Source organism: Blastococcus xanthinilyticus, from assembly GCF_008124835.1.
Taxonomy (GTDB): Bacteria; Actinomycetota; Actinomycetes; order Mycobacteriales; family Geodermatophilaceae; genus Blastococcus; species Blastococcus xanthinilyticus.
Map to the genome: position 1 here is coordinate 329,987 of NZ_VNHW01000004.1, position 23,427 is coordinate 353,413.

Annotated in this window: 27 protein-coding genes and 1 riboswitch; of the genes, 6 read left to right on the plus strand and 21 right to left on the minus strand. The window is 70.1% G+C overall.

What is annotated here, in order from left to right:
* Window positions 1-180 precede the first annotated feature (180 nt).
* Complete coding sequence (locus tag BD833_RS08715; protein ID WP_166532721.1) at window positions 181-435, minus strand: hypothetical protein; 255 nt, start codon at window positions 433-435, stop codon at window positions 181-183.
* 1,190 nt (window positions 436-1,625) lie between these two features.
* Window positions 1,626-2,324: a translation initiation factor IF-2 N-terminal domain-containing protein gene (locus tag BD833_RS22675; RefSeq protein ID WP_208092443.1), complete on the minus strand. Its 699-nt coding sequence runs from the start codon at window positions 2,322-2,324 to the stop codon at window positions 1,626-1,628.
* A 295-nt stretch (window positions 2,325-2,619) separates the two neighbouring features.
* Between BD833_RS22675 and BD833_RS08725 the strand changes: the two genes are divergently transcribed.
* Entirely contained in the window at window positions 2,620-2,931 is a 312-nt protein-coding gene (locus tag BD833_RS08725) for a hypothetical protein (RefSeq protein ID WP_166532722.1), read from the plus strand.
* Window positions 2,928-3,992 (plus strand): response regulator transcription factor, encoded by a 1,065-nt coding sequence (locus BD833_RS08730; RefSeq protein WP_166532723.1) that lies wholly within the window; start codon window positions 2,928-2,930, stop codon window positions 3,990-3,992. The genes BD833_RS08725 and BD833_RS08730 overlap by 4 nt, the downstream gene beginning before the upstream one ends.
* A 92-nt stretch (window positions 3,993-4,084) precedes the next feature.
* On the opposite strand, the gene BD833_RS08735 is transcribed toward BD833_RS08730, so the two are convergent.
* From BD833_RS08735 to BD833_RS08775, 9 genes are all read right to left on the minus strand, one after another.
* On the minus strand, window positions 4,085-5,539 hold the full coding sequence (locus BD833_RS08735) for an NADH-quinone oxidoreductase subunit N (RefSeq protein ID WP_208092467.1): 1,455 nt from the start codon (window positions 5,537-5,539) through the stop codon (window positions 4,085-4,087).
* 5 nt (window positions 5,540-5,544) lie between these two features.
* The gene (locus tag BD833_RS08740; protein WP_208092445.1) at window positions 5,545-7,143 is read right to left on the minus strand and encodes a complex I subunit 4 family protein; all 1,599 of its coding nucleotides are present in this window, start codon (window positions 7,141-7,143) and stop codon (window positions 5,545-5,547) included.
* 2 nt (window positions 7,144-7,145) lie between these two features.
* Complete coding sequence (locus tag BD833_RS08745) at window positions 7,146-9,083, minus strand: proton-conducting transporter transmembrane domain-containing protein (protein ID WP_166532725.1); 1,938 nt, start codon at window positions 9,081-9,083, stop codon at window positions 7,146-7,148.
* Entirely contained in the window at window positions 9,080-9,397 is a 318-nt protein-coding gene (locus BD833_RS08750; RefSeq protein WP_208092447.1) for an NADH-quinone oxidoreductase subunit NuoK, read from the minus strand. The genes BD833_RS08745 and BD833_RS08750 overlap by 4 nt, the downstream gene beginning before the upstream one ends.
* Entirely contained in the window at window positions 9,394-9,975 is a 582-nt protein-coding gene (locus BD833_RS08755) for an NADH-quinone oxidoreductase subunit J (protein WP_166532726.1), read from the minus strand. Before BD833_RS08755 ends, BD833_RS08750 begins: the two co-directional genes overlap by 4 nt.
* 10 nt (window positions 9,976-9,985) lie before the next feature.
* Window positions 9,986-10,867 (minus strand): NADH-quinone oxidoreductase subunit H, encoded by an 882-nt coding sequence (locus BD833_RS08760; protein WP_243737534.1) that lies wholly within the window; start codon window positions 10,865-10,867, stop codon window positions 9,986-9,988.
* A 49-nt stretch (window positions 10,868-10,916) separates the two neighbouring features.
* Window positions 10,917-12,173, minus strand: a complete 1,257-nt coding sequence (locus tag BD833_RS08765) for an ICP22 family protein (protein WP_166532728.1) — start codon at window positions 12,171-12,173, stop codon at window positions 10,917-10,919.
* On the minus strand, window positions 12,164-12,505 hold the full coding sequence (locus BD833_RS08770; RefSeq protein WP_208092449.1) for an NADH-quinone oxidoreductase subunit A: 342 nt from the start codon (window positions 12,503-12,505) through the stop codon (window positions 12,164-12,166). The genes BD833_RS08765 and BD833_RS08770 overlap by 10 nt, the downstream gene beginning before the upstream one ends.
* A 164-nt stretch (window positions 12,506-12,669) precedes the next feature.
* Window positions 12,670-13,047: an ArsR/SmtB family transcription factor gene (locus tag BD833_RS08775; RefSeq protein WP_166532729.1), complete on the minus strand. Its 378-nt coding sequence runs from the start codon at window positions 13,045-13,047 to the stop codon at window positions 12,670-12,672.
* A gap of 116 nt (window positions 13,048-13,163) precedes the next feature.
* Here BD833_RS08775 and BD833_RS08780 point away from each other — a divergent pair, with 116 nt between their 5' ends.
* Both BD833_RS08780 and BD833_RS08785 read left to right on the plus strand, forming a co-directional pair.
* Window positions 13,164-13,571, plus strand: coding sequence for a four-helix bundle copper-binding protein (locus BD833_RS08780; protein ID WP_166532730.1), 408 nt, complete (start codon window positions 13,164-13,166; stop codon window positions 13,569-13,571).
* Window positions 13,572-14,250: 679 nt separating this feature from the next.
* Window positions 14,251-14,847 carry a DUF305 domain-containing protein gene (locus BD833_RS08785; RefSeq protein WP_166532731.1) on the plus strand — a complete coding sequence of 199 codons (597 nt, stop codon included), beginning with the start codon at window positions 14,251-14,253 and terminating at the stop codon, window positions 14,845-14,847.
* Window positions 14,848-15,181: 334 nt separating this feature from the next.
* On the opposite strand, the gene BD833_RS08790 is transcribed toward BD833_RS08785, so the two are convergent.
* From BD833_RS08790 to BD833_RS08830, 9 genes are all read right to left on the minus strand, one after another.
* Window positions 15,182-15,352 (minus strand): hypothetical protein, encoded by a 171-nt coding sequence (locus BD833_RS08790; RefSeq protein ID WP_166532732.1) that lies wholly within the window; start codon window positions 15,350-15,352, stop codon window positions 15,182-15,184.
* A gap of 54 nt (window positions 15,353-15,406) precedes the next feature.
* On the minus strand, window positions 15,407-15,673 hold the full coding sequence (locus BD833_RS08795; protein WP_166532733.1) for a heavy-metal-associated domain-containing protein: 267 nt from the start codon (window positions 15,671-15,673) through the stop codon (window positions 15,407-15,409).
* Between the two features lie 67 nt (window positions 15,674-15,740).
* Window positions 15,741-16,010, minus strand: a complete 270-nt coding sequence (locus BD833_RS08800; RefSeq protein ID WP_166532782.1) for a metal-sensitive transcriptional regulator — start codon at window positions 16,008-16,010, stop codon at window positions 15,741-15,743.
* A gap of 207 nt (window positions 16,011-16,217) precedes the next feature.
* Complete coding sequence (locus BD833_RS08805) at window positions 16,218-17,111, minus strand: F510_1955 family glycosylhydrolase (protein WP_243737536.1); 894 nt, start codon at window positions 17,109-17,111, stop codon at window positions 16,218-16,220.
* A gap of 97 nt (window positions 17,112-17,208) precedes the next feature.
* Window positions 17,209-17,967, minus strand: coding sequence for a cytochrome c biogenesis CcdA family protein (locus tag BD833_RS08810; protein WP_243737537.1), 759 nt, complete (start codon window positions 17,965-17,967; stop codon window positions 17,209-17,211).
* Window positions 17,964-18,524: a TlpA family protein disulfide reductase gene (locus BD833_RS08815; RefSeq protein WP_243737538.1), complete on the minus strand. Its 561-nt coding sequence runs from the start codon at window positions 18,522-18,524 to the stop codon at window positions 17,964-17,966. The genes BD833_RS08810 and BD833_RS08815 overlap by 4 nt, the downstream gene beginning before the upstream one ends.
* A 180-nt stretch (window positions 18,525-18,704) precedes the next feature.
* Complete coding sequence (locus BD833_RS08820) at window positions 18,705-19,340, minus strand: DUF305 domain-containing protein (protein WP_166532734.1); 636 nt, start codon at window positions 19,338-19,340, stop codon at window positions 18,705-18,707.
* Window positions 19,341-19,421: 81 nt separating this feature from the next.
* A complete protein-coding gene (locus BD833_RS08825) occupies window positions 19,422-19,850 on the minus strand; it encodes a hypothetical protein (RefSeq protein WP_166532735.1) in 429 nt (142 codons plus the stop codon).
* 131 nt (window positions 19,851-19,981) lie between these two features.
* Complete coding sequence (locus BD833_RS08830; protein WP_166532736.1) at window positions 19,982-20,998, minus strand: C40 family peptidase; 1,017 nt, start codon at window positions 20,996-20,998, stop codon at window positions 19,982-19,984.
* A gap of 44 nt (window positions 20,999-21,042) precedes the next feature.
* A riboswitch (cyclic di-AMP (ydaO/yuaA leader) is annotated at window positions 21,043-21,199 on the minus strand.
* A gap of 281 nt (window positions 21,200-21,480) precedes the next feature.
* Here BD833_RS08830 and BD833_RS08835 point away from each other — a divergent pair.
* A complete protein-coding gene (locus BD833_RS08835; protein ID WP_166532737.1) occupies window positions 21,481-21,843 on the plus strand; it encodes a BlaI/MecI/CopY family transcriptional regulator in 363 nt (120 codons plus the stop codon).
* Window positions 21,840-22,775: a M56 family metallopeptidase gene (locus BD833_RS08840; protein WP_166532738.1), complete on the plus strand. Its 936-nt coding sequence runs from the start codon at window positions 21,840-21,842 to the stop codon at window positions 22,773-22,775. Before BD833_RS08835 ends, BD833_RS08840 begins: the two co-directional genes overlap by 4 nt.
* 89 nt (window positions 22,776-22,864) lie before the next feature.
* Here BD833_RS08840 and BD833_RS08845 read toward each other — a convergent pair whose 3' ends face one another.
* Window positions 22,865-23,203 carry a hypothetical protein gene (locus tag BD833_RS08845; protein ID WP_166532739.1) on the minus strand — a complete coding sequence of 113 codons (339 nt, stop codon included), beginning with the start codon at window positions 23,201-23,203 and terminating at the stop codon, window positions 22,865-22,867.
* Window positions 23,204-23,427: the final 224 nt, after the last annotated feature.

Below are 23,427 nucleotides of genomic sequence, written 5' to 3' on the forward strand. Positions count from 1 at the left end.
CGAGCGGGTCCCCCCGGCTGCGAACGCAGCGCCAGATCCCGCGCCTCCATCTGACGGTTGATCACATGCCCGCGTCGATCCAGCTAGCAAACTGCCTGCGACCAGATTGCCCGTTACGGTTTTATGACGACCATGACTACTGGCAAGCGGGGGCTGACCGAACGTCACCGGCTGGCGGTCTCAGTCGCCTTCCGCCAGTCCGACCCCGGCCAGGTCGAGCTCCTCGGTGATCCCGGTGGCCTGGATGATGTTGTGCGCCACGGAGTGGCTGTCGAAGCGGTGCCCCGGGATGACCTCCTCGGTCTGCGCACCACCGCCAGCCGGTCGGACTGCTCCAGCACGCGCACGTCGGCACCGCCGCGCGGGAAGGTAGCAGGCCGCGACCAGCCCGTTGCGCCCACCGCCGACGACGAGGACGCGCCGAGCGGGCCTCATCGCTGCCTCAGCCGGACGGTGTGCGTGGCGCTGTCGGCCAGCAGCGCAGCGGCGTGGGCCGTGGTGGAGGAGCCGTCGGGCAGCCCGCCGAGGCACCGACAGCGCGGCGCGAGGGCCGATCCCGAACGCGACCGTCGGGTCGCCGGACGCGTCGGCGGCCCCGGTGACGGCGGACCGCAGCTCCCTCCCCACTCGTGGCTCTCTGGGCACTCCGCTCGCTGACCGGGCATGGGGCGAGGCGAAGGGGCGTCGAGAACGGCAGCGAGTCGTCGTCTCAGCGCCCTCGCAGGCTTCGCCACGCCCGAAGAGCCTCGGGCAGCGCGAGGGCGAGCGAGACGCCGGAGATCGCGGTGGCGGCCTGGCACCAGGCGCACAACGCCTTGTCCTCCCGCTCCTCCCCGCGAGCTTGATGTCGACGGCGACGTCGGAGGCCACCTTCATGGCCATCAGCAGCGGCATCAACGGCTTGCGCCGGGGCCGATCCGACCCGGCCAACGTGGCCATTCCTGTTGCGGCGGTGATCGCGCCGACGCCACCGGGAGCCTGGCGACTGGTGAGCTCGGCCTTCAGCGCCTGTTCGGCGGCGGCGCGCGACGGGCCCACCTTGGACACCAGCCGGACCCGGCCGTCGAAGTCGCGGAACTTCGCCCGGGCCTTGACCTGCCCGCTCGGCTGCGCGATGAACAGGACCTTGCCGTGCGTGCCGAGCGGGAGCGGTGGCCGGCCCACGGCATCTTCCTCATCCGCTTCGGATGCCTAGAGGATGCCCGACAGTTGCGGGCGACGCCACGACGAGGGGCCGCAACCGGAAAACTCGCTGGTCCAGGCTTGGAAGTGCTCCCCCGATAGGACTTGAACCTATAACCCTGCGATTTGATCTTGAGACGTTTGCTCGCGTTGGCGCGCGTTGAAAGCGCAGGTCAGAGACGGTGCAAAGCGTTGGCTGCGACGGCTCGTGACGGCTGGTTGCGGGGGTATTGGGTGCCTAAAGAGTGCCTGTGGCGGGACCCCGCGACATCGACGAGCACCCTCCACTCTCCTTCCCGGCGGCCGTCTCAGTGGGCCCCAAATGCCCCCGCCTGATCCGCTTCGGCCCACCTGCTACTAGGGCGGGACGGAAGATGAGACTGAGGCGAACGCCAAGGCAAGACTGGCCCGCTTCACCGCTGGCGAGGCGGGCCAGCGCCGCATCACCTCAGTTGACGCCGCCGCTCGACCTCGTTGACGACCATCTCCACCGTCCACTGACCACGGATCAGTCGCATGCTCAGGGGCTCGGCGCCTCGGTCCTCGTACGACCAACTGAGCTCCTCCGGCCGGATGCCCGCTCGGTGCAGATCGCCCGCGTGCTTGGCAGGTGCACCCTCCCGCACCCACCGCACGATGTCCGCGAACTCGAGGCCATCGAAAAGAGTCGGCGCCCACTCGGCCGAGAGGTCTCTCGCTTGGCGGACCTCGTCATCGAAGTAGGAGCAGGAGCCACCCGGCGGCCTCCCCTCCGGATCCCGCCGCCAGACGACGTAGTGGTCGAGCAGGTACTTGATGAGCCCCTCCGGCGGGGTTCCGCGATACCACTCACGCCTGGGTCGGCGGCTTGGGAAGGCGGGCAGCGGCTGCGGCCGTGGTGGCAGCGCAGACGACGTCCGTCTCACGGGCGGCAACGGGGCAGCGTGCTCCTGCACCGCTGATCGCGGAGCTGGACGACCTGGCGGCGACGTTGACCGTTGAGCGTGCGGGAGGGACTCCCGAAGCTGTCGGGCCACCGGCGCCTCGACGAGGCTGGACGCTGACTTCACGAAGAAGCCCAGCTCCTTGAGCTTGGCGAGCAGGGTCTTGCTATCGACTCCGAACTCCTTGGCGAGTTCGTGTACGCGGGCCTTACCTGGCATCCCGTGCCGCTCCCTCCGAGCGAACTGCGGATGGACAAGACGCCTCCGAGGCTCGCACACCTGTACGACAACTCCACGGGCTCCTCGCCCGACACTCCGATGAGGAGCCATCTCTCCCGTGCCCCGCGACTTCTTCCGATTCTCGGCGGGGTGTCACCAAACGGCTCTGAATAGCGCCTTCTCCCGGTGAGAGCGACTACTCACCAGCGGAGCAGGGATGTGCGGTCAGCCGGGACGACGAACAACGGCAGCCCCTGCGCCGGCACCGTCCCACGTCTCCTCTGCTGGCTGCGCCGTGCTGCAGGCCTTCGTCGACAGCTACGGCGGCGCCACCCACCGGCTGCTCACCGACTTGGCCGACGTCATCGGCGCCAGCATCGCTTACGTCGACCGGCCCACTGTCGAAGCTCACCTCGAGCGGCCCCTGTCCGACCGGGAGTGGGCCGCCACCGTCCAGCAGTTCACGGCCATGGCCTTCGACGACCACGTCGGAGACGCCTGCAGCCTCCGCACCGACTGGATCGAGGACGTCCTTGCCAGGGCCGGCGTACCCGGTCGGGGCCACACCGGTCAGCCGGTCGCCGGATGTCCATGGGGCGGGGCATGAGCGCCACCCGGACCTGCCCGGTCTGCGGCTACAGCGGCACGTACGCCAGCGACGCCCTCGCCGACGTCCACCACGCGCGCCATTCCTGTGCGAAGCACCAGCAGGCCACCGAGCGAACTCGTCGCCGTGTCCAGCGCGCCCAGGGTCGGGTGAAGCGGGACTGCACCCATCCGCGTGCTCGGCACGTACACGGAACCCGTGCCGCCTATGTGAAGGACCGCTGCCGATGCACCGACTGCACCGCCGCCAACACTGCGGCCGGTCGTGCCGTGCACCGCGAGCAGGCCTTCGGCCGCTGGCGGCCGTTCGTGGACGCGGCGCCGGTGCGCGAGCACATCCGCGCGCTACGCGTCGCCGGCATCGGCGTCGAGCAGATCGCCCTGCTCGCGGGCATCTCCACCAGCCACGTCCGCGAACTGGCCGACCCCGGACGCGACGGCAACCCAGGCATCCAGCGGGTCCGACCCCAGACCGCCCATCGTGTTTTGCGCATCCGGATAGACCAGGCCAACCGGGCGCCGCGCAGCCACGTCGTCGCCACGGGCACTCGTCGCCGGCTGCAGGCCCTGATCGCCATCGGATGGCCCCACGACGAGCTGGCCACCAGGCTCGGCCGAAGCTCCGCCGGCCTCCGACGCAGCATGCTCAGCGACGCCGTCACCGCGCGAACCACGCAGGACGTCAGCGCCCTCTACGAACAGCTGTGGAACCTGCACCCACGGCAGTCCACCGATGACCAGCGCGCCGCCGCCGACGCCGCCCGCGCCTTCGCCGCCGAACGCGGCTGGCTACCACCCCTAGCCTGGGACGACATCGACACCGACCCAGAGCCTCAACACCACGCTGGGCACGCAGAGAAGGACGACGACCTCGACGAGATCGCCATCGAGCGCGCCCTCGCCGGCGACGGCATCCGCCTCGAGCACCTGACTCCCGCTGAGCAGGACGAAGTCGTCAGACGCCTCACCGAACGGGGGAAGTCCATCCGCGACATCGCCCAGCAACTCGCCACGACCAAGCGCACGATCTCCCGCCGGCGTGCGTCCATCAACGCCGCATGACCATGTGCGGCACGGCGTCGTCGAGGGGCAGCGCCGGCACGGCTGCCGCCCTGTACGGCACGCCATGAACTCCGGCGACCGGGTGCGGACAGTCAGCTCGGCAGGACGACGGTGAGCCAGGCCCCCGACCCGATGCCGAGAAGCAGGGATACGACGGCGGCCGCATGGAGAACGACGATCGGCTCGAGCACGTCACGCTGCGCCGTCTCCCCGGAGGTGCCCGGGCCATTCCTTCGAGCAGCCGCCGTCGTGCTTTCGCTGGCGGCGACTCTCGTAGCGGCGGGGGCGATCCAGCGCAAGTAGTAGAAGAGGCTCGCCACCGTGTTGATGGCTGCTATGACCACCAACCAAGCAAGCCCGCCGTCCCAGGCCGCGACGAACACGGCGAGCTTGCCGACGAACACCGCGGTCGGTGGTGTCCCGACCAACCCAAGCAGGCAGACGACGAGACTGACGACCAGCCATCGGTGGCGGCCAACTGCGGTCGCCCAGTCGGTGATCGTGCGGGCCGCGGGGGCCGCCGCGACGGCGGCGAAGGCGCCGATGTTGGTGACGGCGTAGCCGGCCAGGTAGATCGCCAAGGCCGGGACGGCGAGGCCGGTGCGCGCGGCGACGGCGACGACCATGAACAGGTAGCCGACCTGGCTGACCGTGGAGTAGGCCAGCAGTCGGAGGACGTCGGTCTGGTTGAAGGCGGCCAGGTTGCCCAGGGTCATGCTGGCTGCGGCGATGACCGCGACCAGCAGGGGCACGTCCAGCGGGACGCCGGCGAACGGCTCGGCCAGCAGCCGGAAGGCGGCGGCGACCGCGCCGATCTTGGGGATCGTGGTGATGTAGGCGGCCATCGGCGGTGTGGTGCCGGCGGTCACGTCGGGGACCCAGAAGTGCACCGGCACGGCGCCGGCCTTGAAGGCGACGCCGGCCAGCACGCCGAGGATGCCCACCGCGAGCAGGGCCGGGGAGGCGTCCGGGAGCAGCACGGCGAGGTCGACGTAGCTGGTCGTACCGGCGGCGAGCACCAGGGCGGCGACGCCGACCAGTAGGAGAACGCCGACGAAGGCACCCATGAGGTAGTACTTCATCGTCGCCTCGACGCCTGCGGAGTCCTTGGCGAAGCCGGCCAGCGCGTACAGCGGGACGCTGGCCAGCAGGTAGCCGGCGACGAGCAGTAGCAGGTCGCCGCTGGCGGCCAGCGCGATGCTGCCGAGTCCGCCGAGCAGCATGAGGACGTACGCCTCGGTCTCCCGCGGGTGTCCGCCCAGCGAGGCCGACGCCAGCCAGACGAGGACGGCCACGCCGAGCGCGACGACGATCCGGACGACGCCGGTGGTGGTGTCGACGACCCAGGTGCCCTCGAACACCCGCTCCGCCGGCTCGGGCAGCGCGACAGCAGCCGCAACCGCGCTGGCCAGGCAGGCGACGGTGACCAGGAGTCGGACCCGCCACTGCCGGTGCTGCGGCGTCCAGAGGCCCAGCAACAGGCCGCCGACCGCGCCGAAAAGCAGGAGCAGTTCGGGCAGCAGGGCGAGCACCCGCTCGTCCCCCATGCCGGTCACCGGCCCACCAGCTCCGCCACTGCCATGGCGGCCGGCTCGAGGACGTCCAGCAGCACGCGTGGGAAGAGGCCGAGGATCAGGGCGAGCGCCAGCAGCGGGATGATCGAGGCCATCTCGTGTCCACGCAGGTCTGCCATTCGGCTCGCCTTCCGCGGCAGGGTGGCAGTCACCGCGCCGCCGTCGGTCCGCCCCGGAACCGGGCCCCCACCCATTTCATCCGGTTCCGTCTCGGACGGGACGACGGTGTCGCCGGTGAGCAGCCGCTGCAGGGCCAGCAGGAACAGCCCGGCCGTCACGAGGATGCCCAGGACGGCGATCACCGTAGCGACCGGCGCGGCCTGCAGCGCGCCGGTGAACACCTGGAACTCGGCGATGAACCCGGAGAAGCCGGGCAGCCCCAGAGAGCCGAATGCGGCGACCGCAAGGCAGGCGGCGAAGACCGGCGCCGGCCGCGCCAGGCCGCCCCAGCGGTCGAAGGCGTAGGTGTGCCCGCGGGACCACAGCACGCCGCTGAGCAGGAACAGCGCGCCGGTGAGCAGGCCATGGCTGACCATCTGGTACATCGCCCCCACCGTGGCCACGGTCCGCGCCCCCTCATCAGCCGAGGCAACGAGGCCCGCCGCGCCCAGGCCGAGGAGCACGTAGCCCATGTGGTTGACCGAGGTGTAGGCGATCATGCGTTTGACGTCGGTCTGGGCCAGCGCCACGAAGGCGCCCCACAGCACGCTGATCACCCCGACGACGACGGCCACCATGGCCCACCGTTGCCAGGCCTCGGGGAGGATTGGCATGGCGATCCGCACGAACCCGTAGGTGCCGAGCTTGAGCAGGATGCCGGCGAGGACGGCGGACCCGGCGGCGGGGGCGTCGGTGTGCGCGTCGGGCAGCCAGGTGTGGAACGGGAACAGCGGCGTCTTCACCGCCAGCCCCAGGCCGATCGCCAGCAGGACCAGGCCGCCGGCGACCGGGGAGTCCGCGAGCGGCGGGTTCGCGGCCAGCGCCACCATGTCGAAGGTGCGCTCCTCGCTGCCCAGGAACAGCCCGATGAAGCCCACGAGCAGCGCCAGCGACCCGATGAACGTGTAGAGGAAGAACTTCAGTGCGCTGCGCCGGGCGTTGCCATGCCCCCAGCCGGCGATGACGAAGTACATCCCGACGATCGACAGGTCGAAGAAGACGAAGAACAGGATCAGGTCCAGCGAGGCGAACGTGCCCAGACACGCGGTCTGCAGGAAGAGGAACAGCGCCGCGTAGATGCGCGGCCGGTCCGGCTCGCGCAGGGAGTAGATCCCGCAGGCCAGGAACAGCACCCCGGTCAGCGCCAGCAACGGCAAGGAGAGCCCGTCGACTCCGACGTGGTAACCGGCGTCGACGGTCGGGATCCACTGCAGGTCGGCCTCGTACGCCAAACCGTCGACGACCCCGGCGGCGCCCTCCCCCGGCTCGAAACGCCACCACATCCAGCCGATCAACGCCAGGTCGACGGCGGAGGCGGCGATCCACACGCCGATCGCCGCGCGACTGGGGATCCTCGGGACTGCCAGCAGCACACCAGCAGCCAGCAACGGCAGGAAGATCACGACGGTCAGCAGCACGACTACCTCACCACGAGCAGCAGGACGAGCAGGAACCCCAGACCGACGACGGCCTGGGCGTAGTACTGATGCAGCAGCCCGGTCTGCGGACGGCGGGCGGCGCTCCCCGCGCGGCGGAACGCCCGCGCCGTCGCACGGACGAGGCCGTCCACCACGCCGGTGTCGATGCGCGCGGAGCCGGCCGCGGTGCGGCGGGTAGCCGCGGCGACACCGGACACCGCGCCGTCCAGGACGCTGTCGTCCGCCCGGGACGCCATACCGGCGAGCCGACGGGCGCCGAGGGCCACCCCCATGACGGCCCGGTCGATCAGCTCCTCGTCGACGACTGCCAGAGCGCGGCCGACAGCCATGGCCGGCCGGGGCGACAACAGCCGTCCCAGCCCGGCCCACGAGGCCAGCGGACCCCGGGAGAGCTGCTCCAGAACGGCAGGGCGGGCCCGGACCACGGCGACGGTCAGCCCCAGGGCCACCAGCGCGAGCGCCCCGGAGAGCAGCAGCTCCCCCAGTCCCGGGGACGGCTCGCCCTCCGCGTCGAGGGCCGCCTTGAGTTCCTCGGCCACGGCCGGCAGCGCGAGCACACCCAGCCCGGCGGCGGACACGGCGAGCACGCCGGCGACGACCGTGGTCAGGGCCGGGATGCGCCGGGTGCCCGGCTCCTCCTCGTCGAACGCCTCGTCCCCGGCCGGTCTGGCGAGGACGACGGCCAGGATCCGACCGGCGTAGACCGCCGAGACCGCGGCGGCGGCCAGGCCCACCACTTTCAGCGCCGTTCCGTCGACACCGGCGAGTACCTCGTCCTTCGTCGCCCACAGCGACAGCGGCGGCACACCGGCCAGCGCGAGGGCAGCGACGGTGGCCGCTGCCCCCATTCCCGGGTACCGACGGGCGGCGCCCCGGAGTCCGGCCAGTTGCTTGGTGCCGAGCGCGGTGAGCCAGGCTCCGGCGGCGACGAACAGGCCGGCCTTGACCGCGGCGTGCGCGACCAGCTGGGCGGTGCCGCCGGCGGTGGCGCCCACCCCGGCGGCGAGGACGACGAAGCCGATCTGCGCGGCGGTGCTGGCCGCGAGCAGCTGCTTGAGGTCGGTCTGCGCCACGGCCACCGCACCCAGGACCAGCGCCGTCAGCGCCCCGGTCCACGCTGCCGCCGTTGCGGCCCAGCCGGTCGCGGCGAGCAGGGGCTGCATCCGGATCAGCAGGTATCCGCCGGCGGCCACCATCGTGGCCGAGTGCAGCAGCGCGCTCACCGGGCTCGGCCCCTGCATCGCGGCCGAGAGCCAGGCCGAGAAAGGCAGCTGCGCCGACTTGCCCAGCGCGGCGACCAGCACGCCGGCGGCGGCGACGTCCGCCCAGCCTCCGTCCGCGCGCTCCAGGTCTGCCAGCACCAGGCTCCCGGTCGCGGCCAGCGCCGCCCCGGCGGCGACGTACAGACCGAGGTCCCCGGCGCGGGTGGTCACGAAGGCTCGGGTGCCGGCGGCGAGCTTGCCGCGTTCCTCCCACCGGAAGCCGATGAGCGCGAAGGAGGTCGCACCCATCACCTCCCACGCCAGGAGGAGCGCGGGCAGGGTGGCAGCGGTGACCGTGGCCAGCATCGCCGCGACGAACAGCAGCAGGAAGCCGAAGAAGCGGGCTCGGGCCGCGTCCCCCGGCACGTCCGCGACGGCGAAGGCGGTGACGAGCAGGGCGATCCCCGCGACCAGGACGACGAGCACGGCGGAGAGCCCGTCGACGACCAGGCGCAGATCTCCGCCGTCGACGATGCCGAGGAACGGCACCGACAGGCGCGGCCGTGCGCCGGCCACCAGCGCAGCCACCACCACACCTGCCGCGGTGACGGCCACGGCCAGCGGACCGGCGGCGCGGTCGGCCCGCCGACCGGCGACCAGCAGCCCCGCGCCGGTCAGGGCGGGGAGCAGCACCAGAGCGCCGAGGACGGCGCTCATCCGCGCAGGTCCGAGGCCATGTCGATCATGTCGAGCTGCCGGGCTCGGTAGAAGGCGACGGTGACGGCGAAACCCATGGCCATCTCCACCGCCATGACCACCAGCGCCACGACGACGAGCACCTGGGTGTCGGGCAGCTCCGGCGCGAGGAAGTACCAGGCCGCTCCCCCGGCCAGCAGCACGCCGTTGAGGACGAGCTCGAGGCCCATCATCACCATGACGATCGTCTGCTGGGACAACGCCCCGAACAGTCCGACACCGACCAGGCCGGCGGCGACGGTCAGCACGATCTGCAGCACCAGCTCGGCGGTCATCGGGGCAGGCCCCCGGGCACCGGGTCGTCCGGACGCTTCGCCGTCAGATCGGCGCCGAAGCGGTCATAACGGCCGCGCGAGGTGGCCAGGACGGTGCCGGCCAGAATCGTGGTGAACAGCCCGATGCCGATCACCAGCATGACGAGCATGTGGCTGCCCATGATCGCCTCGCCGAGCTGGCGGGTGCTGTCAGCCGGGCGGGAGGCGTCCCGCGTGGGCCAGTCGATCGTCCAGATGCCGACGACGAGGACGACGAACGCACCCGCACCCGTCACGGCCGAACCCTTGGCGTTGTGCACCATCGTCATCGGCATGAGCCCGGCCGGGTTCATCATGAACATGATCATGAAGACGGCCATGATCGCCATCTCGATCGTCATCATCAGCGCCGTCACGACGGCCAGGTAGACCAGGTCGAGGGCGAGCAAGATGCCCGCCACGGCGAGGAACGACGCCAGCAGAGCGAAGGTCGCCCGCGCCATCGAGTCGACGACGAACACGGCGACCCCGGCCGCGACCGAGAGGACACCGAGGGCGGCGACCGCCGCGATCGCCCAGCCGGACAGATCGCTCAGCATGCCGTCCTCCTCATGCGTAGAACCCGTTCAGGACGAGCACGGCGACGACCAGCGCTTGTAGGAGAGTGAGCGGAACGAGAACCATCCAGCCGACCTCCACCGTGCGGTCGGGCCGCAGCACCGGCATCCGTCGTCCCACCCAGACCAGAGCAGCGACGACGGCCAGCGTCTTCAGCAGGTGCCACAGCGGGCCGGGCAACCAGGGCCCGGAGTCGCCGCCGAGAAACAGCGCCGCCGCCATGGCCGCGCTCGCGCCGAGGAAGACGACGCGACCGGCCTCCACCAGCAGCCGGTCCACCCCGGACAGTTCCGAGGCGACGCCGCCGGCGATGTCCGGACCGGCGGGTGCGGCGAACGGGCCCCAGAACGCGAAGGCCGCGGCGCTGGCCACGAAGACGACGAAGGCGACCGGCATCGTCACCACGAACCACAGATTCTCTTGGGTGGCGAAAATGTCCGTCGCCCGCAGGGAACCCGCTGCCAGGCCGGCCGTGATGAGCGCGAACATCAGCGGCAGCTCGTACGCCAAGCCCTGCGCGAGGAACCGGTATCCACCGGTCAGCGCATGGACCGCGTTCGGGCCCCAGCCGACCAGCCACACCGCCGCCCACAGCAACGCCTCCATGGCGTTGAACCACACGAGATCGGCGCTGGTCGACCACAACGTCCGACCGCCTACGGGCACCACCGCCAGAGACAGCAGCGCCAGCGTCGGCACGGCAACGCACCCGATCCGCCACAGCAACCGATCCGGCGCCAGAGTCGTTCGTCGCTGCTCGAACAGCAGGCGTGCGCTCGAGCGGATCGGCTCGACAGCGGCCCTCGGTGCCCCGGAGACGACGACGCGGTCGACCGCCGCCACCACGAGGCCCAGGACCAGACCGACCGCCACGATCCCGAGGACTGCCGGGACCAGTCCCCACGCCTCCGCCAGAGTCTGCTCAGACATGCAGGTGCTCCGGAGCCGACACCGCGGACACGGGGCTGAGATCGAGGCTGGCCACGATCAACCGTGCGCTCCCGATCTCCGCGCCCTCCACCAGGGCCGCGACGCCGTCCAGTGACATCGCGGGCACGTCCTCGACCGACTGCCCCGACGCCATGTCGCACCAACGCCTGACCCGGTCCAGGACGTCTCCCCCGGACCCGCGTCTCCCGATGCCGCCGGCCGTCCACGCCAAGGTCCGCGAACGGCTCACCCGCCGCGTCACGGCCTCGGCGAGACGTTGCGCCTCATCTCGGTTGGCCCGCTCGGCCATCCCGTTCCGGGCGCGGCGCGCGTCGCGGGCGGCCGTCGGCCAGCCGGCCACGTCGAGGAAGCGGGCGAGGCGGTCCAGCGCCGCTTCCTCGTGGGCGCGATCCGGTTCTACGGCCGGGCGGGCGTCGGCATCGAGCCAAGCCAGCTCTGCGGAGGTGAGGACGTCGCCCTGCAGGTCCGCCCGCAGCACCAGACCTGTCGGCCAGCCCGGAAGCACCGGCCCAAGCGCCACCTTGAGGACGTCGAGTTCGAGACCGTCGCGGTCCGGGCCGGTCGAGGCCATCGCCAGCCCGGCCACCTCACCACCGTGATGCATCCCATGGTCCATGCCCTCATGACCACTCCCGTGGTCCATGCCCTCATGACCACTCCCGTGGTCCATGCCCTCATGACCACTCCCGTGGTCCATGCCCTCATGACCACTCCCGTGGTCCATGCCCTCATGACCACTCCCGTGGTCCATGCCCTCATGACCACTCCCGTGGTCCATGCCCTCATGACCACTCCCGTGGTCCATGCCCTCATGACCACTCCCGTGGTCCATGCCCTCGTCGTCGGCGTCCTCGTTCTTGTCCTTTCCGAGCAACGAGGGCGGCGCTGGCCGGTCGTCCTTCTTCATTCCTGATCCGGCCCGCCGGATCAGGACAGCTCGGCCCTCGTCCAGAGCGACCCCGACGTCGCTGGGGCGCTGCACGTCCCCTCGGTGCCGCGGCTCGGAAACCTGACTCCAGAGCACGTCGACGGCTTCTGCGAGCTCCGGTCCGGGTTGCCCTAGGACGACCAGAAGGTCAGTGTCCGCGGGTGAGAGGGCGCGCGGCCAGCCGCGCCGGTCCAGCTCGGCCTCGACGGACCACCGGAGCTTGGTCGCGGCCGGGGCATCGACGAGCAGTACCCGCGGCCTCGCCAGCGCCCAGTTCCGCAGTCGGGCGATCAGGTCCATCGCAGCGCACCTTCACGCCAGACGTAGGTGACACCGACGAGGAGCACGGCGAGGAAGCCGAACATCTCGACGACGGCCGTCGCCCCCATGTCCGCGACCACGACCGCCCACGGGTACATGAAAATCATCTCCATGTCGAAGGCCAGGAAGAGGACCGTGACCGCGTACCACCGCGCGTGGTAGCGGGAGACGGCGTGCTGCTGTGGGAGCAGGCCTGACTCGTACGGCAGGACGACGGCGGGCTCCCGGGCGGTGCGCAACGCCGCCGACAGCGCGTACAACCCGACGATCCCGGCCACGATCAAGGCAGCCATCGAAAGCAGCGCAACCATGTCGCTCTCCTCGCCTTCCGACGGGAACAGCAGGGACTGGGCCGCGAACGGCACAACATCCGCACGAACGTCCGGGTGTGGCCGACTGTAGGGGTGGCCGAGGACGTTCGCGCGGCGACGACCGCCCCCGCCTGGCAACTGCGCCGGACCCGACACACCAACTGTCAGTCGTCGTCCGGCGCCGCTTCCGAGAGAACGACCAACTGACGCAGGCAGTGCTCTCGCAGTGGCTCGGGGAAACCCTCTGCCAGGCGGTAGTACACGACGCGCCCCTGCTTCCGGTTGGTCACCAGTCCCGCCGTGCGCAACAACCGGAGCGCGTACCCCACGGCGTCCTCGTTGGCCTCCAGGGCCAGCGCGAGATCGCCGACGCAGAGCTCCTCGACCATGTCCAGCGCGAACAGCACGCGGGCCCGGGTGGGATCGGCCATCAGGCTCAGCACGCTGGTCAGCTGGGCGGCTTCCTCCCGACTGGGCAGGCGAGCTCGGGCGTGCGCGACACGTTCCGGGTCGACCGGATGGGCGTGGCCAGGTTCGGACATTCGAGAAACACCTCCAGGCCGCTCATACCCGTACGGGTCTGCGGGTACGCCGAGTTTGTCGGCGACAGTCCCGAACGGCATCCGAGCCGTCCGGCGCCGAGACCCCAGGAGTAACCATGACCGTGGCAGCCCAGATGCTCGACACCTACCCCAAGGACCTCGGGGGGGTGGACAAGCAGAAACTGCTGGCCTGCATCGAGGCCTGCTTCGAGTGCGCCCAGGCCTGCACCGCCTGCGCGGACGCCTGCCTCAGCGAAGACATGGTCGCCGAGCTGACGAAGTGCATCCGCATCAACACCGACTGCGCCGACATCTGCCACACCACCGGCCGCGTGCTCTCCCGGCACACCGGCTACGACGCCAACCTCACCCGCGCGGTCCTCGAGGCCTGCGTGGCCGCCTGCAAGGCGTGCGGCGACGAGTGCGAGAGCCACGCCTCGATGCACGAGCACTGCCGAGTCTGCGCCGAGGCCTGCCGGCGCTGTGAGCAGGCGTGCCGAGACCTCATCAGCTCACTGGGCTGACGGAGACTGCACGGTAGGTCGGCCCCGGAGGCGCCAAGGCCAGGGGCGGCCTAGACGACGCCCCGGGGCCGAACCAACGCTCCAGCGGCGCACTAGAGGTCGAGCTGCCACCGAACGACTTGACGAGGGCGCCGTGGTCAATGAACAACCCGCACGCCATCGCCTCCGCAGACGCCCACCTCGTCGGACTCCTCGTCCAGTCGTCCGACGTCGCGCACTGTGTCGCCCGGTCGATGCCGGACAAGTCATCCCCGACCAGCGTGGACCTCGACGGCGTAGTCGTCCGCAAGGGACTGCTGCACCCACCCGACGACTGCGAAGGCGCTGCGTCGATGGAACTCAGAAGGCTCTTCCGGGACGCCGCCAACGGGTACACCCCTCCGGGCGCTGATAGCGAGTTCTTCGTGAGCACAACGCCAGCTGCTCCGACCGCAATGTCGGCTCTCCGGTTTATCCGTACGACCGTACGGGCATGCGGACGACCGACGTACTCCAATCGACCGACGTACTCCAATCGACCAACGTCTACCCATGCAGCGGTCCGGCGCCGCGGCCGCGGGCTGCTGCAACCACGCACATGTGACGTCACCGGCTGCGGCGAACGGCTCGCGTGACGGCGCAGTCATTGGTTTTCGGAGTTCCTCCCCCACCGGCGACAGCAAGGACGGAGATCGGATCCATGGCGACCAAGAAGAGCGACGAGGCGAAGGAACACGGTCAGGACGGCGGCATGTCCCACGAGACGAAGATGTACCTGCGCTTCGCAGCCATGATCACGACGTCCATGGTCGTCATGTACTTCACGATGTTCGCCGGCACGTGGGAGTGGAGCCACGTCCGGTTCAGCGAGAGCCGCGTGTTCATGGCGGTCACCATGGGCGGCACCATGGGGCTGATCATGCTCGCGTGGATGCTCAACATGTACAAGAACTTGAAGGGCAACATCGCCATCGTGGCGGCGAGCCTGCTGCTGCTGGGTGGCGGCATCGCGCTGGACCGCAGCCAGACCACCGTGCAGGACTCCGCCTGGATGAGCGCGATGATCCCGCACCACTCGCTGGCAATCACCCGGTCCGAGCGCGCCGAGATCACCGACGTCCGCGTCTGCCAGCTCGCCGTCGAGATCATCAAGGCCCAGGAGCGCGAGATCGCCGAGATGGAGTGGCTGATCCAGGACATCGAGGAGAACGGGGAGGCCGCCACGGCCGAGGAGGCGCAGGCCCGCGCCGTCCCCGACTTCGAGGGTTCGGCCCTGCGGGACTGCGCGTCGGAGTGATCGCGGTAAGGCCGGCCACATGCCCATGACGGTGGTGGGCTAAGTGGTGGATGTAGTCCTCACCGTGCTGGTCGGCGGTGGTGTGAATGCCACGAACCCCGTCACCCAGGGTCGGACGTCATCGGCGTCCTCCCCGGCGACGGGGACGACTCGAGCAGGGGCATCCGGCCGGTGGTCCCGGTCTGGTCCAGGACGACGGTGTCGACCCTGAGGGTGGACTCCAGCACCTTCGGGCCTTTGATGAGGATGCCCAGTTGCGCCACGTCCGGCACCCGCAGGGCGGCGCCTCCCGAAGGGCACCGCCCCGGCCGTGCCGGCACAAGGCCGGTTTCGGTCAGCTGCCTGCGGTGCCGCCGCCCGCGTGACGGACGTCGGTATGTGCCGGTGACGGGGGCTGGTCACCAGCCGGACCGACGGGCCCGACGACGCCGCCGAGGCCGGTGGCCGCAGCGAAGACGATGAGGAAACCCGCCAGGTACGCGTCGACCTTGGCCGGAGTGCTCACATGAAGCTCCCTCCCCAGCGGTACCGCGCGACCGGCTTCCGGGCGCAGACACTTTCAGCTGCAGCCGCAGCCGCACCCGGACGTCTGGCCACCAGCCCCTGCCAGCAGGTTGGCGGGCTCGGCCACCTGATAGCCCGCCTCTTCAACGGCGGCGCGCACAGCACCGTCGTCCACATCGGCCACCGTGCTGACGGTGAGTCCACCGGTGGCGAGGTCGACGTTGACGTCGGTGACGCCGGGAACCTGGCTGACCTCTTCGGTCACGGAGTTGACGCAGTGGCCGCAGGTCATGCCGACGACCTTGTACGTGGCGGTGCTCATCTCGGATGGTCCTTTCGATTCCTTGTGGGCGTGCATTGGCGTGGGTGCTGGTTCGGGTGGTTTCGTCTCAGGAGCGGACCAGGCGGGCGATGGCCTCGGTCGCCTCGCGGATCTTCACGTCGGCTTCGGCGCCGCCGACTGCGGCCGCCCGCACAACGCAATGACTCATGTGCTCCTCGAGCAGTCCGAACGCGACTGATTGGAGAGCCTTCGTGCTCGCCGGCACCTGCGTGAGGATGTCGATGCAGTACTGCTCCTCCTCGACCATGCACTGGAGGCCTCGAACCTGCCCTTCGATCCGGCGAAGACGCTTGAGGTAGTCGTCCCTGCGCTGGATGTAGCCGTGAGCACTGCCCGCCTCTGCGAGGTCCGTGTCATCCTCCTCCGCGGTTCAGATACCCCCCACCGGTATCGACAAGTCGAACTTATGCCCCCCGGGGGTTGGAGCGCAAGACACTTTCAGCGCTCCTCGAGGAGGACCCGGGCGGCACGGTCCCGGAGGGCTTGCGGGGGCCCCGCAAGGCGCCGGGCACCCCGCCATGCCTCAGTCCTGCAGGACGACATCGAAAGTCAGTCCGCCATCGTCCGACTCCACCAGCGCCGTAGTCGTGACGACGGCGATCCGCAGCGAGCCCTCCGCCGAGGAGCTTGCCGCCACTGCCTGCGGCGGTGATCCCAGCCGGGGTCCCGGCTGCCAGGTCATGGCTCCGTCCGCGCTCGTCCACACCGAACCGGACGGGTCCACCCCCGCGACGTTCATGCCGTCGTCAGCCCAGTCGACCACCTGGAGGAGCGGCGCACCGTCGTTCCGGACCCACGAGCCCCCGCTGTCGAGGGAGCTGAGGAGACCTTGTTGGGTGGTAGCGAGGACCGTCCGCCCGTCGGGTGCCGCGGCAAGGGACGCCGGAGCGGCCGGTATCAGTAGTTGCTCCCACTCGTCACCGTCGGCGCTACGCACGAGTGAGCCGTCGTAACCGAGGACCCCCGCGTCGCTGACCGTCAGCGCATGAAAGTCGGACTCGCCCTGCCGGGAGCGGGCCTCCCACGTCCGGCCGCCGTCCGTCGACTCGATCAGTCCGACCGGCTCTGGCAGATCGACGTCCGGCCCGGGATGCCCGGAGGCGAGGAAGTGCCCCGGTCCGCGGACGGCGAAGCCCATCAGGTCGATGACCGGGCCGATATGGGTCGACTCTCCGTCATCGCCCACTTCGAAAAGCCCGTCGTGCGTGGCCAGGAGCAGTCGCCCGTCAGCTGGGTCGATCGCGACACCGTGGATGTGGCTGGACGGCAGCATGCCGGCCGTCGCTCCAGTTGCCTCGGCTTCCGACTGCGCGGACGAGGAGGTGCAACCAGCGACGAGCAGCGCGGTGGCGGCCGCTGCTGCCGTCACCGCCAAGGGGCGCCGCAACATCCCCGCCAGCGAGTACTTGTCGGTCACAGAAATGACTCTCCCCATCCCGTGGCCGCGAGCCATGCCCGAAGCCAGAACATCAATCCATCCCAGTACCCGCTGACGAGCAGTAGGCCGAGCACGATCACAGGCCGCCGCCGATCCGTGTCACGGTGCGGGCATGTCGGCGCGCCCAGGTCGATACGCCCACGACGCGGCGGGCACCGAGCGCCATCGCCACGAAAGGGATTCCCAAGCCGAGGTAATAGGCCAATCCGAGCACTGCCCCACGAAGTGCGGAGGCCTCCGCATAGGCGAGGGTGTTGACCGCGGCAAGCGTGGGCCCCAGGCACGGCGTCCACCCCAGCCCGAAGACGACTCCGAGCACCGGCGCGCCGGCCAGGCCGCCGGACGGCCGGTGGTGCAGACGGCGTTCCCGCTGCAACCAGGGAAGGGCGCCGAGGAATGCCAACCCCATGCCGATGGTCACGACACCGGCCACCCGGGTCAGCACCGGCGCCCACTCCAGCAGGAGCCGACCCAGGCCACCGAACAGGGCGCCGAAAGAGATGAACACTGCGCTGAAGCCGGAGACGAAGAGCAGGGATCCGATCAGCATCCTTCGTCTGTCGGGGCTGCGAACCGCCGTCCTGACGGCGCCCGTACCGGCCTCGGCGGCTGCGGCCCCCGTCCCGGGAGCGGGTCCGGCTCTCTGTCCCCCCGGTTCTTCCGCTTCGACGGCCGTTCCGGCAAGCCCCGCGATGTAGCCGACGTATCCCGGGACCAGGGGCAGACAGCAGGGTGAGGCGAAGCTGATCAGTCCGACCAGCGCCGCGACGGCGAAAGCCACCAGCAACGACCCATCGGTGACGATGCCGGCGAACATGCTTCCGAGGTCGGTCATCCTCCGGTCTCCTGCAGGAGGCTTGACAGCACCGACTGAAGGTCTTCTCGTGTCACGGCCCCGGTATAGACACCAGCCACTCGTCCTTCCGTGTCGAGCACGATGGTCGACGGGACGACGTTGGCCGGGAAGCCACGGAAGGCCATCGCGACCTCGCCCCGCGGGTCGAACATCGACGGATACTCCGCGTCCACCTTGGTCATGAAGGCGCTGGCCATCTGCCGGTCGTCTTTCACGTCTACGCCGAGGAACTGCACGCCTTCGTCACGGAGCTCGGCGTAGACGTCCTGGAATTCGGGAGTCTCGACGCGGCAGGGCGCGCACCACGATCCCCAGAAGTTGATCACGGCAATATCCCCAGCCAGGTCGGCCGAGTCGAACGGGGTGCCATCGAGAAGTTCGCCACTGAAGGATGGCGCGACCGCGCGACTGGTGGCTTCGATCGCCTGGCCAGCAGGGGTAGCGCCGTTGAACTCGTAGCGAGTCCCGGGCGTCGTCTGGTCGACGTCGCTGGACGAGCAACCGGTGAGGGTGACGAACAGGGCCGAGACGACCACGAGTGCGAGACGGCGAGACGCACGAACAGATCCAACTGGGCGACGCATGCCAGCGTGCATGAGTAGTCCTTCGAGACGGAGAGGCTGACGTTGAGGGCGCGTTCGGCCCTTCGGCCGAAGCGCGAAGCTGTCGACGAGTGGCGCTGTCCCGCATCCGGAACAGCGCCACCCGTCGCGGTATCAGCCGCCCAGCTCAGTCAGCAGCGTCTGCATCTCCTCGATCTCAGCGGTCTGAGACTCGACGATCTCCCGGGCCATATCGACGGCGTCCGGATTGGAACCGTCGGCGATCTCGGTCTCGGCCATGTCCACGGCGCCCTGGTGGTGCGGAATCATCATCTCGAGGAACATGCGATCGAACTCAGCGCCGGAGGTGGAATCCAGCGCCGTCATGTCCTCCTCGGTCATGCCTTCCATGTCCATGCCGCCGGAGCCGTGGTCCATGCCGCCCATGTCGTCCTCGGGCAGTGGCTCGCCCCACGCTTCGAGCCAGCCGGTCATCGTCTCGATTTCCGGCCCCTGCGCGGCCTCGATGCGATTGGCCAGGTCGATCACCCTCGGGTCGTAGGCCCGGCCATCGGCTAGCTGAGCCATGCGGAGGGCCCCCTCGTGGTGCGGGAGCATGCCCTGGACGAAGGCCACGTCGGCGTCGTTGTGGGCGGTGGCGTCGTCGGCCGAGGTATCGGCGGTGGCGCTGCTCTCGGAGCTGCTCGCGGTGCTGGAGCCTTCGCCGTCGTTGGAGCAGCCCGCCAGCACGATGGCGCCTGCCATGAGGCCGCCAGCAAGGCGGACAAGTCGAGCGGTGGTGCGCGTCATTGCAAGTCTCCTGGGTTGGTGTCATAGGCGTGCAGAACGGACCCGACCGAGCACATGGGCTGGTGGGTCTGGGCACTCGGCCTAGATCCGGAGGAGACAGAGAGCGGAGAGATCCGGTGGCCGCGGGAGCCTGGACCACCAGGTGTGCCACAGCGCAGAAGGCGCCCTGGCGCGGACGATGGACACTGGCGCTCGTCGGACCAGCGCAGCCACGCCCAGCAGGACCACGCCGGTCAGCAGCACCGCGAGACAGACCGCCCCGAAGGCGGCACCGGGCATCGGCGGATTTTCGTGCAGCAGACCGGACATGGCGGCGACGGAGCCCCCGCCCGGGACGACGCCGGACAACTGATGCCCCACGACCGTGGAGCCCGGCCAGAGCGGCTCTGCCAACGCGGCGCCGTGGACCACGGTCATCGCAGATGCCGCCGTCCCGTGGCCGGCGTCCATGTCGGCCGCCATGCACTGAACACCGCGCATGGAGAAGACAGCAGCGAGCAGCAGCAGCACCCACATACGTCGCGTCGACATGCCACCCCCCAACGACTGACTCCAGACTACTAGGCCGCGTAGTACTTCCTGTCGTCATGAGGCTGGCCGGCGAGGCGGTCCGCCTCCGCCGACTGTTCGAGGCCCAGCCCTCAGACGATGCGTCGCGCCCCCGCGTAACCCGACATGTCGACGGAGCCGACCTTGACGGGTTCACCGAACGTGGATGCGTGAACCATCTGGCCACCGCCGATATAGATGCCGATGTGGCTGACCGGGCTGTAGAAGTAGACGAGGTCCCCGGGCTGGAGCTCCGCCCGCGAGACCGCCTGCCCCGTGGCGGCCTGCATCCTGCTGGAGTGCGGCAGCGGTATCCCCGCTGCGGCGAAGGCGTATTGGGTCAGCCCGGAGCAGTCGAACGAGTCGGGTCCCGCCGCGGCCCAGACGTAGGGGTCCCCGAGCTGGGCCATCGCGGTGTCGACGGCGGTCTGCGCGGCAGCACTGTTGGCCACCACTGCACTGGGCGGCGCCGCCGCCAGCGTCCGTCCGCCGTGCGCGGCGTCCGCCTCTTCCTGCTGAGCGGCGGTGAGCGCCGTGTACTGGGCTTGGTAGTCGGCGATCTCCGATTGGAGACCTGCCTGCTGTGCGGTGACCTTGTCAACCTGCTGCTGGGCCTCGGCAGCCGCCTTCTCGGCCGACGCCTGCGCTTCCTCGGCCGCTGCCTGGGCCCTGGCGACCCGGTCGACGACGTCGTTGTGGTGACCCGCCACTGACTCCAAGAGGGCGACTCGGTCGAGGAATTCCTCGGGGGATCCGCTGGTCATGAACGCCTGAAGGGCGCCGAAGCCGTCTCCGGTGTACGCGGTCTGTGCGACGCCTGCCAGTTGGTCCCTGAGCACGACGAGTTCCGCCTCGGCCGCGGTGACTTCGTCCTCGGCTGCCGCCGCGGCGGCCTGCTGGGACTGGAGGTTCTCCCGCGCCTCGTTGAACTGCTCGGTGAGGACTTCCAGCTGGTGGCCGCGCTCGGCGACGAGAGAAGCTGCATCCTCCACTGTGGCGGGGTCACCCGGGGCCGCTGCGGCAGGGGCGGAAGCGAGATCGATCCCGACGACGGCGATGACAGCAAGCAGCAGGCTGCGCTTCCGCCAGTGTCGGGTGGAACGGGGCAAGGGCGTACACACGCGATGGGTAGTCGCCACGTCGGGCGGCTCTCCTGTCTTCCAGTGGCCGCCTACCGAGTTAGCTGACGGATTCGGGCGGGAAGACGCCCTACCTGCGGCCGACAGTTCGGCGCGCAGGATTCACCCCAGTACTGCGATGGGTCCCCGGTCCCGGACGGTCGCCCGTACTGGGTTCGGCGGCGCCCGGACGGGCCCTCCGTGTGCGGAGGACGACTGCCGAACCGGGCCTGGCCAACATAGGTCCGTGACCGTTCCGTGACAACTATGCGGGGCAAATAGTTGTTGCTCCGTCCGCCCGCGTTTCCCGGCCCTTGCGAGCCGCCGAGGCCATCCTGGGTGGAGGTCCTCTCTCGCTGACTGCCAGTAGGGTGCGGCGACCGATGAACCGCCGGGCGCACAAGCCCGATCCGGACACGACTCCACCGCTCCTGGCATGGAGAGCGTGCTCGGGCACTAACGAAGGAGCACCGGTGCCACCGCTGGGCAAACTGGAGGCGGCCGTCATGGGCATCCTGTGGTCGGCCGACGGCGCACTGACCGTGCGGGAGGTTCTCGAACGACTGCCCGTGACGCGGAACCTGGCCTACACCACGGTCATGACGGTGTTGAGCACGCTCCACCGCAAGGGGATGGTGGATCGCGAAGCGGTCGGCCGCGCGTACAGCTACCTCCCGGCACGAAGCCGGGAAGCAGCCGCTGCGGCGTCACTGCGAGAGATCCTCGAGGCCTCGGAGGATCCCCGGTCAGTCCTGCTGCACTTCGCCGCAACCGCGACCGACGAGGAATCTCAAGTCCTGCGTGACGGCCTCTCCAAGCGGAGCTCCGAACTATGACCGCGCTCGTTGCTCTCGTCGCCGGCACTCTGCTATTCGGCTGGCACGGCCACCGCGTGCCGATGTGGCTCGCGGATCGGCGCGTGGATCCAACGATCCTGCTCACCGGCTGGGTTCTGTCGACGCTCGGCTTCGTCGCCTCGCTGTTCGCCATGCTCAGCTTGGTGGCCCTGCCCGTCGACGAGCATCATGCCGGCGCCTTCGGCCTGGCCGGAAATTGCTGGATGGCCCTCTCCTCCGGAGTCCTGCCAGGGACCGCGGAGGCTGTCGCCGCCGCGGGCGTGGTGGCTGCCACGTTCGTCGTCGCCAGAGTCGGCCTCGTAGTCCACGGAAGACTCCGGCATCGACGGCGCAACGCCCCGCACCTACAGCAGCTGCGCCTCCTGGCCGCCGGCTGCCGGACGCAGGACCCACTCTGGATCGAGGACGAGCGCCCCCTGGCACTTTCCATCGGCGGACGCTCTGGTCTGATCGTCATGAGCCGGGGGTTGCGGGATCAACTGACGCCTGCGGCCGTGCACGCCACCCTTGAGCACGAACGCGCTCACCTCAGGGGCCGACACCACCTCATCCTGGCCATCGTCGAGACACTCGCCCTGGCGCTGCCGTGGTGCCCCTTGCTGCGTGCGGCGCCCGACGCCGCGCGCGACCTCGTCGAATTGGCCGCGGACAGCCAGGCAGCCCGCCGCTGTGGACCGTCCGCGGTTCACGAAGCCTTGTCTCGCCTGGCTGGTCATCCGCTGCCCGTCGGAGCTCTCGCCATGGCCGGGCGCCTGACTGCGGCGCGACTCCAACGGCTCTCCACCGGCAGCATCGGGGGAAGTGTGCTCAGCCGCCTGGCTGGCTGCTCCGCGGTAGCGGCCGGCGCGCTCCTGTTGCCCACCGCCACCGCAGCACTGGCCGTGAGCGCCGTGCAGTGTGCCTTCGCCTGATCCACCCCGCGCTCCATTCGACCGGGACGGCCTGAACCGTCACCCGAGTCACCTCAGCAGCCCCACGTTGCTCGGGCAGCTGCGGCAAGTCAGGAAGTCAGCGGCGCGACCGGCTTCGCGGCAGTGGGCGATGGCCGGTCGGCCGCCTTCGTCAGCCGCTGGATCTCGGCGGTGTCCAGGTCCAGTAGGGCGGCCGCCCGCTCGGCCGGCACGTCTTCGGCGAGCAACGTGCGCAGCGTCTCGCCGAGCGCCGCCGTCGCCGCCGCCAAGGTCTGCTCCGCCTCGCTTCGCGCCTCCAGAGCCACCAGCGCCTCCGCAGTCGCTTCCTCGACCCGACGATCGTGCTCATCGCGGGCGACGTCCAGCGCGCGTCGTCGCTCCCGCGCCTTCGTCAGCGCCGCCGCCTGCCGACTCACCATCCTGACCACCGCTTCCTCCGCTCGTCCATCCGACCGACCGCCGGATCGTCACACGGCCTCATGACACGGCTGCCGACCTGAGCGTCACCCCCAGCAACCCGGCGACCAGAGCAGGCGTCACCCCACCCCCTCCGACCTGACACACCTCATGCATTGATGGAATCGGGCTCCCGTAACCGGTCCCTCCCGGGCAGGCTGCGGGGCACGGACGCCGGGTCCGGGGCGGTCTGACT